Genomic DNA, 8770 nt, shown 5'->3' with positions numbered 1-8770 from the left:
GCCGATCCCTGTGGTGCCGACGACGACCTTGTAGGTGACCGAGGTGCCGACGCCGATCTGCTCGGCGCTGGCGGTCTTGTCGTAGACGTGCGTGATGCCGACAGTGCTGGCGTCACGCTTCTCGGCGTGGCTGCTGATCGAGCAGGAGCCCGCCGCGGCGGCGGTGCCGGAACCGAGAGCGACACCGACACCGGCGACGACCAGAGCGGTGGTGGCGACGCCCGCGGCGATACGCGAAGTCCGGATCATGATTTTCCTCCAAGCCCCGGCGAAGTCGGCCGGGACGAATTCCTCATCGAGTGGTCTATCCCCCTCTGACCAGAAGGTATCCGGTGGACTGGACGGTTGTCCTGGAAAACAAGAACGTGTTCTCATATTTGTGGAAGATTATCGTTTCACTCTCGAGGCGGGGTCGTCGGGGGTAGCATCCGAGATTTTTCGGCATCGGCGAACCGACCCGAAAACCGCTCACCGGCCGCCCGCCGGAGCGCCGGACGGCCGGTGAGCGGGTGTCAATCCCGCTATACGGACTACTTCCCCGGCAGCTCGTTGTGGCCGCCGAACGCCTTACGCATGGCCGAGAGCATCTTGTCGGCGTAGAGCGCCTCGCCGCGCGAGGAGAAGCGCTGGAACAGGGCCGCCGACAGCACCGGGACCGGCACGGCGGTGTCGATGGCGGCGTCGATCGTCCAGCGGCCCTCGCCGGAGTCCGAGACGCGACCGCTGTACCCGTCCAGGTTCGGGTCGGCGTACAGGGCGCTCGCGGTGAGGTCGAGCAGCCACGACGCGACGACCGAGCCGCGGCGCCACACCTCGGTGATGTCCGGGATGTCCAGGTCGTACCGGTAGTACTCGGGGTGCTCGAGCGGAGTCTCCTCGGCCGAGTGCTCGCCGTCGCCGTGCGCGGCGCCCACGTTGGCGTGCTGGAGAATGTTCAGGCCCTCGGCGTAGGCGGCCATCGCGCCGTACTCGATACCGTTGTGGACCATCTTCACGAAGTGGCCCGCGCCGGCCGGACCGCAGTGCAGCCAGCCCTGCTCGGCCGGGGTCGGCTCGCCGGTGCGGCCGGGGGTGCGCGGAGCGGCGTCGACGCCGGGAGCGATCGACTCGAACAGCGGCTCGAGGTACTTCACCTGCTCGGCCTCGCCGCCGATCATTAGGCAGAAACCACGCTCCAGACCGAACACGCCACCGGAGGTGCCGATATCGAGGTAGTGGATGCCCTTGGGCGCCAACGCCTTCGCGCGCTTGATGTCCTCGTGGTAGCGGCTGTTACCGCCGTCGATGACGATGTCGCCCGGCTCGAGCAGCTCGGCCAGCGAGTCGATGGCGGCGCCGGTCGCGCCCGCCGGGATCATCACCCAGACGACGCGCGGGGCGTCGAGCATGGCGACGAACTCCTTCAGGTCGGTGCTGCCGTCGAAGCTGTCGCCGAGCTCGGCCTTGAGTTCGTCGATGTGGCCCTGATGGCGTTCGTGACCGATCGCGGTGTTCCCGTCGCGCACGATGCGGCGCACGATGTTGGCACCCATCCGGCCGAGGCCGATCATTCCCAGCTGCATCAGTTCTCCCTCGTTGTGCGCACTACCTGGTGTCGAGTCTCACGTGCGATTGTCTCGCGCGAGCGCGCGCAGCCGCAGGGCGGCCGTCAGCGGGTCGCGGTAAATGCTCGGAAAAACGGCTGTAACGCCCCGGAACGGACGCCGATAAACAGATCGGCTCCGTGTAGTTGCCAGACCCCCGACCCGGCAACTACGCGGAGCCTTCCTGCTGTCCATCCACTGTTGCCAGGGTGCCGAGGGCGACGAACACCATTACCCTTGGCCGAGGCCCCGCAAACACCTGGGGCCGGGCGCACCTGATCCAGGACGACGCCATACCACCCAACGGAAGGACCTCCGTGCCCAGCGAGTCGAACGTCGGCGGACCGGCCGACCGACCAAGGGGCGAGGTCGGACTACGCAAGCTGCTCGAAGCAAATCGCACTTTCGATGCCGACGTCACCGCCGCCCTGCCCACCCAGCCCCTAGCCACCGTGACCCGTGACGGCTGGTCGCCCGCGCCCGCGCCCGCTCCGGCGGGCCCGCAGCCGCCGACCGGCTCCGGCACCCCACAGCTGGCCAAGCGCATCGGTATCGCCGTCGGCGCCGTGTTCGCCGTCGGCGCCGCCGCCTACCTGGCCGACCTGGCCCTGAGTATCGGCGAGGTGCCGCGCGGCACCGTCGTCGCCGGGGTCGACATCGGCGGTATGGACAAAGCCGAGGCGAACGCCTTACTCCACGACGAGCTCGGGCCGAGGGCCGAACGCCCGCTCCCGGTCCGGATCGGCGACGTGCAGGCCAGCCTGGTACCGGCCGTTGCCGGGCTCCAGGTGAACTGGGACGGCACCTGGGACGCCGTCGGCGACCAGCCGCTCAACCCGGTGCGCCGGCTGATCTCGCTGTTCGGCACCCGCGACGTCCAGGTGGTCAGCACCGTGGACGCGGCGGCGCTGGATCAGCAGGTGGCCGGTTTCCAGGTCCACGACAACCCGACCGTCGAGGGCACGGTGCGGTTCGACAACGGCAGGCCGGTCGCGGTCGCGCCGGTGCCCGGCCGCGTGCTCGACACCGCCGCCGCGCGCACCACGATCACCGAACGCTGGGCGTCGAGCAGCGAACTGGACCTGCCGGTGGTGGCCGCACCCGTCGCGGTGCGGACCGAGGCCGTGCAGGCCGCACTGCGCGATATCGCCACTCCGGCGATTTCCGCGCCGATCACGGTGAGCAGCAAGGACATTCGCGCCGTGCTCACGCCGGAGCAGATCGCCCGCGTGCTCACCTTCGTGCCCGACGGCAACGGCGGTCTGGCGCCCAAGATCGACAACGACGCCGCGATCGCCCTGCTCGCACCACAATTGGCGACCTCGGAGGTGGAGCCCAAGGACGCCACCTTCACCGTCGGCGCGGGCAAGCCGACGGTGGTGCCCGCCGTGGTGGGCAACAAGGTCGACTGGCCCAAGACGCTGGAGAAGCTGCCCGCGCTGCTCACCGCCACCGGCAACCGCACCACCGAGGCGGTGTACCAGCGGATCGAGCCGAAGCTCACCACCGACGCCGCCAACGCGCTTGGCATCACCGAGATGGTCGGCCAGTTCACCACCGGCGGCTTCAGCGGCCCGTCCGGGGTGAACATCCGCACCGTCGCCGCCAAGGTCGACGGTGCGGTGGTGAAGCCGGGAGATACCTTCTCGCTCAACGAGTTCACCGGACCGCGCACCGCCGCGGAGGGGTATGTCGAGTCCGGCATCATCGACAAGGGCAGGCCGAGCACCGCGGTCGGCGGCGGCATCAGCCAGTTCGCCACCACGCTGTACAACGCCGCTTACTTCGCCGGTATGGAGGACGCGGGTCACACCGAGCACAGCTACTACATCTCGCGGTACCCGGCGGCGCGCGAAGCCACCGTGTTCGACGGGGCGATCGACCTGGCGTTCCGCAACAACACCGCGACCGGCATCTACATCCAGACGGTCGCGACGGGCTCGGACATCACCGTGCGCCTGTGGGGCACCAAGACCGTCGACGTGGAGTCGATCACCGGCGAGAAGTCGAAACCGACCGAGCCGCAGGAGATCACCCTGCCCAAGGGCAAGGACTGCATCGCCTCCGAGGGCGCGCCCGGCTTCACCATCTCCGACACCCGGGTGATCACCGATCGCAAGACCGGCGCCCAGGTGTCGCGGCACACCCGGACCGTGAAGTACGACCCGATCCCGATCGTGAAGTGCGAGTGAGGGTTTCCTAGCAGTTGCAGTCGCAGCTGCAGCAGTCGCCGCAGCCGCAGTCCTCACCGCAGCAGTTGCTGCAACAGTCACCGCAATCGCAGCAGTCGCCGCAATCGCAGTGCTTGGCCCAGGCGTCCTTCTGCTCGCCGGTGCACGGGCTGGTGTGGTCGACACAGCAGGCCACACCGGTGCAGTAGACGCCCAGGATCAGCCCGCCCGCCTTGAGCGGACCGGGCCGGTTCGGGCGGCGCCCCGGTGGGGACGGGAAATGATACGGCGCGTGCTGTCGCGCGGTGGGCGACGTGCGGCAGACATGGCCGACGGCCAGGCCGAGGCCCTGGCCCAGCCTGCGCAGCAGCGCCGACAGCGGGTCGAGCAGGGCCCAGCGGACGGTGGGCAGCTGGTCGAGCTTCGCCTCGGCGGCGGCCGCGCGGACGCGGGATTCGCTCTCGCGCAGCAGATCATAGGCGCGGGGCAGATCGGTGCCGGTGGCCTCGAGCGGGTTGAAACGGCCGCGCAGGCGATCGCGTTCGAGGTCCTCGATGGCGTCGGCGAGGTGAGCGATGCGGCCGACATGGCGGCCGATCTCCTCCAGTGCCGCGACGTTGTCGGGGCGACCGGCCAGGGTCGCGGTGTGACCGAAGAGGGTGGCGGCGCAGAGCTGGGTCGGGCCGGTCAGCTGATCGAGCGTGATCGGCGGGACATGCGACTCGTCGCCAAGCGTCGTGACGATCGGGTCGACGGCGGATCGGGGCAGCGCACCGAAACCCGCAGCGCCAGCAGGGCTGCCGCCCTCGGCCAGTGCCTCCAGCGCAGGCTGGCTGTCGATCGCGGTGACCAGCGGCCCGATGTCGAGTCCGATCAGGTCGGCCTGCGCCCGCGCCGCCGCCGACCACTTGCCGGAGACCCGGCGCATCGGCGGGCGAGCGAGTCGACCGGCGTCACCGTCGTCGACGTGGTCGCGAATCTTGGCCGCTCCCAACAGCAGTGAGGCGGTGGCGGCCAGCTGCACGCCCGGCGCGTTCGCCGCGACGACGGAGGCGCGGCGCATCCCGCGCAGGGGGCAGGGGCCCGCGGTCGTGCGCGCGCCCGCGTCGCCGGTCTGCGCCTCGGTGAGCACGCTGAGCACGATGGCGTCGGTGTTGGTCGCCGCGCGGGCCAGTTGACCGTGTCCGTCGCGCAGTCCCAGGCACAGCCCACACATGTGCGCCTGCCACTGCCCCGGATCGATGCCGTATTTCGCCGCGCCGTGCGCACACGGCTTCAACACACCGAACACTGCCACCCCGTCTGTCGTGAATCCTCTCGCCGAGCACGATGGCAGGTCGGCGCGGCGCGGGCAACCGGTGGCGCGCTACTCGGCCTTCTTGCGACCGGCCAGACCGCGCCAGGCCAGATCGTCGAGGAGATCGACGGCCTCGGCCACTTCGATCCGCCCGCCGGCGACCCGGTCGGCGATCGCCTCGCCCGCCCCGATCACCGCGGCCGCGACGACCTCGAAATTGGTGCCGGGATCGGCGTGCTTGGCACTGGACTCGAGCAGTTTGGCGGTGAGCTCGATGACGCGCTCGCGCGCGTTGTCGATCTCGGACGCGAAAGCTTGCTGACCGATTGCCTGCCGGTAGAGCACCTGCCACGACTGCCGATTGCGATCGACGAAATCGAGGAAGCCCTCCAGCGCCGTGCGCACCTGCTCGTGCGGGGTGAGTTGCGGGTTGCCCGCCGGCGCGACGGCCTCGATGAAGCGCAGGCCCTCGCGCTGGATGCAGGCCCGGAACAACTCGTCCTTGGAGCCGTAATACAGGTAGAGCATGGGCTTGGAGATTTTCGCCTCGGCGGCGATGGCGTCCATCGAGGTGTCGTGGAAGCCCTTGCGTGCGAATACCTCGACGGCGGCGTCGAGCATCTGCTGCTCACGAACCGCCCGGGGAAGTCGCTTCGTTCCGCCCGCCATCCACTCTCCTACCGCAGGGTGAACCCCTATATTACTCCAAGGTAAGTTCGCCCGTGCCCATTTGCCGCACAGTCGCCGGGCTGCCTCAGCAGCCCAGCGGTGCGCCCTTGTAGCGCGCCATCCGCAGCACGGAGGCGTCGACCCGGTCGGCGGGCAGTTTGCCACTCGCCACCGACTGTTCCAAACGGTCGAGCACCTGGGGCACCGCGTCGGTACTGATCCACAGGGCATTGTCGGCGCCGGCGACCAGCGCCGCCTCCACCGCGTCGGCGATCGACATGCGGGCGGTGATGGCCGCCATCCCGCCGAGATCGTCGGTGAAGATCGGTCCGTCGAACGGCGGCGCGCCGTAGCCGGTGCCCTCGCGCAGCAGCGACATCACGGCCGGGCTGATGCTGGCGGGGACGTCGGGCTCGGTCAGCCCGGGCACGTCGAGGTGGCCCACCATCACGGCCGCGCCGGAGTTCACCAGGTTCCGGAACGGGACCAGGTCCTTGTTCTGCAGCTCCGACAGCGGCGGGGTTCGGACCGCGCCGGTGTGCGAGTCGCCGGACCCCGAGCCGTGGCCGGGGAAGTGCTTCATGACCGCGCCGAGGCCGACCTCGTTCGAGGCGCGGATGTAGGCGCCCGCGAACTCGGTGACGACCTGGGGGTCGTCGCTGTAGGAGCGGTCGCCGATGACGCTGTCGGCGGGCTGGCTGCTCACATCGACGTCGGGGGCGAAGTCGACGGTGACACCGAGGTCCTTCAGGGCCTTCGACCTGACCAGCGTGTTCTGGTAGTGCTGCTCGGGCGTCTGGGTCTGCGCGATCTCCCTGGCCGAGGGCGCGACGCCGATGAGGTTCTTGGCGCGCGAGACCCGCCCGCCCTCCTCGTCGATGGTCACCATCAGCGGCGCCTTGGCCAGCGCCTTCACCGCGTCCAACTGAGTGTTGTTCAGCAATCCGGGATCGGTCCAGCTGCCGATGAAGATGCCGCCGACCTGCTCGGTGCTCACCACGTTCGTGGCGTCGGCCGCGCCGGTGATGCCGACCGTCAGCAGCTGCGCGAGTTTCTCCCGCTGGGTGAGTTTCGCGAGATAGTCGGCGCCGCAAGCGGATTGCGCGGGCGTGCCCGTCACGGGCGACGTCGCGTCGGTGCTTTGCGCCGAGGCGGGAGCGCCGCTGCTGCTCGCCGCGGGGGTCGTCTCGGTCGACGATCCTCCCGAACAGGCGGTGGCGACGGCGGCCAGGACTGCGAACACGACCACAGGCGATTTCCGCATGCGCTCCACGGTAGCCCCGTTCCCGCGCGACCCGCGGCACCGGATCCGGATTGAACCTCGCGCAGCGGGGGTAACCTGACTGCACAAGACGCTGTACCAGCGCAGGAGGTCGTCATGGCTTGCGATCGGATGCTCATCGCCTACGACGGTTCCGAACACGCCAAGCGGGCCATCGAGTACGCGGGCCGCTTCCTCACCGCCGAGCGCGCGATCCTGCTCACCGCCTGGGAACCCATGGTGCGCCAGGCCGCCCGCATCTCCGGGCTGGCCGGGGTGATGCAACCGGACTGGGTGCCCGACGAGGAGATCGAGGACATCGCCTACACCGATGCCCGCAAGATCAACGCCGAGGGCGTGCACCTGGCGAAACTGGCCGGGATCGACGCCGAACCGCGCACCGTCGAGTGCACGACCACGATCTGGAACGCGATCGTGGACTGCGCCGACGAGCTCGACGTCGACATCATCGTCGCCGGTACCCGCGGCGCCACCGGACTGCGCGCGCTGCTGCACAGCAGCGTGGCCGAGGCGGTGCTCAAGCACGGACACCGGCCGGTGTTGCTGGTGCCGCCCGAGCACTGAGAGTTCGATCGCTCCCCGGTTCCGGGGCACAGTCGGCGAAGCTATGGTCGAAGCACCATGAACCGATTCCTGCTGGCCCGCCCCGACGGGGTGCTGCGCGCGGCGGGGGTGCGCGCGAGCTACCCCGACCCGCGACAGGCCGTCGACGCGCTGCGCCGGTGGACCTCGCCCGGCAGCGGAGCCGGTCCGCGGCTGATCATCGGCGCGCTGCCGTTCGATCCGGGCGAGCCCGCGGCGCTGTGGCAGCCCGAGACCGCACTGCACACGGCCGGACCGTGGCGGCCCGCCGCGCTGCCGGAACTGCCCGCGGTCCGCGTCGTCGCCGAACTACCCAGCGCGGCCGAACACGTGGCGCGGGTGACCAAGCTGATCGAACAGCTCGGGGATCCCGGCACCGAGCTGCGCAAGGTGGTCGCCGCGCGGACCCTGCTGATCGAGGCCGACGCGCCGCTGGAACCGGAGGTCGTCGCCGGTCAGCTGCTGACCCGGCATCCGAACGCCAATGTCTACGCGGTGGATCTGACGGCCGCGGGCCGACCGGGCGAGACGCTGCTCGGCGCGACGCCGGAGGTGCTCGTCGCGCGGCACGGCACCCGCGTCAGCCTGCATCCGCTCGCGGGCACCCTGCCCCGCCTCGCCGATCCGCGGGCCGACGCGGCCCAGGCCCGGGAGCTGTTGTCCAGCACCAAGAACCACGACGAGCACGGCTACGTGATCGAGTGGATCCGGCAGCAGCTGACCCCGGTCTGCCGCGAGCTGCACATCCCCGACGCGCCCGAACTGCTGAGCACCGAACAGGTCTGGCACCTGGCCACCCCGATCCACGGCGTGCTGCGCGACCCGGCGACCACCGCGCTCGACCTGGCGCTGCTGCTGCATCCGACACCCGCGGTCAACGGGACGCCGTTCGCCGCCGCGCTCGCCGCGATCACCGCCGACGAGCCGCGCCGCGGCTTCTACGGCGGGGCGGTCGGCTGGTGCGCCGACGACGGCGACGGCGACTGGGTGGTCGCGATCCGTGGCGCCGAGCTCGCGGCCGACGGGCGCACCCTGCGCGCGAGCGCGGGCGGCGGGATCGTGGCGGCGTCGGATCCGGCGGCCGAGCTCGCCGAGACCACCGCCAAATTCCGCACACTGCTCGGCGCGCTGCGTTGCGGCGTGCCCGAACACTGACCTGACGGGTGACACCTGCTAGGTTGGCCGA

The 8770-nt window shown here is 70.3% G+C and carries 7 protein-coding genes and 1 pseudogene; 3 read left to right on the top strand and 5 right to left on the bottom strand.

Features of this window, described 5'->3' with window-relative positions; genetic code table 11:
• A pseudogene (locus ACIO52_RS12115) lies at positions 1-249 on the bottom strand (hypothetical protein); the annotation flags it as partial.
• Positions 250-530: 281 nt separating this feature from the next.
• Positions 531-1562 carry a phosphogluconate dehydrogenase (NAD(+)-dependent, decarboxylating) gene (gene gnd / locus ACIO52_RS12110; RefSeq protein WP_342801944.1) on the bottom strand — a complete coding sequence of 344 codons (1032 nt, stop codon included), beginning with the start codon at positions 1560-1562 and terminating at the stop codon, positions 531-533.
• Positions 1563-1900: 338 nt separating this feature from the next.
• Here gnd and ACIO52_RS12105 point away from each other — a divergent pair, with 338 nt between their 5' ends.
• On the top strand, positions 1901-3775 hold the full coding sequence (locus ACIO52_RS12105; protein ID WP_402643515.1) for a VanW family protein: 1875 nt from the start codon (positions 1901-1903) through the stop codon (positions 3773-3775).
• 7 nt (positions 3776-3782) lie between these two features.
• Here ACIO52_RS12105 and ACIO52_RS12100 read toward each other — a convergent pair whose 3' ends face one another.
• The 3 genes from ACIO52_RS12100 to ACIO52_RS12090 form a co-directional block, all read right to left on the bottom strand.
• A complete protein-coding gene (locus tag ACIO52_RS12100; protein ID WP_402643511.1) occupies positions 3783-5051 on the bottom strand; it encodes a DUF5685 family protein in 1269 nt (422 codons plus the stop codon).
• A 69-nt stretch (positions 5052-5120) separates the two neighbouring features.
• Positions 5121-5720, bottom strand: a complete 600-nt coding sequence (locus ACIO52_RS12095; RefSeq protein ID WP_218716025.1) for a TetR/AcrR family transcriptional regulator — start codon at positions 5718-5720, stop codon at positions 5121-5123.
• Between the two features lie 85 nt (positions 5721-5805).
• Positions 5806-6984, bottom strand: coding sequence for a glycoside hydrolase family 3 N-terminal domain-containing protein (locus ACIO52_RS12090; protein WP_402643508.1), 1179 nt, complete (start codon positions 6982-6984; stop codon positions 5806-5808).
• A 114-nt stretch (positions 6985-7098) separates the two neighbouring features.
• On the opposite strand from ACIO52_RS12090, the gene ACIO52_RS12085 reads away from it, so the two are divergent.
• Together ACIO52_RS12085 and ACIO52_RS12080 are read left to right on the top strand one after the other, a co-directional pair.
• Entirely contained in the window at positions 7099-7566 is a 468-nt protein-coding gene (locus ACIO52_RS12085) for a universal stress protein (protein WP_218716027.1), read from the top strand.
• A 57-nt stretch (positions 7567-7623) separates the two neighbouring features.
• Entirely contained in the window at positions 7624-8739 is a 1116-nt protein-coding gene (locus ACIO52_RS12080) for an isochorismate synthase MenF (protein WP_402643506.1), read from the top strand.
• Positions 8740-8770: the final 31 nt, after the last annotated feature.

The sequence above is a fragment of the Nocardia sp. NPDC087230 genome (genome assembly GCF_044744725.1).
Taxonomy (GTDB): Bacteria; Actinomycetota; Actinomycetes; order Mycobacteriales; family Mycobacteriaceae; genus Nocardia; species Nocardia canadensis.
This window is presented reverse-complemented; position numbering and strand designations above follow the sequence as displayed.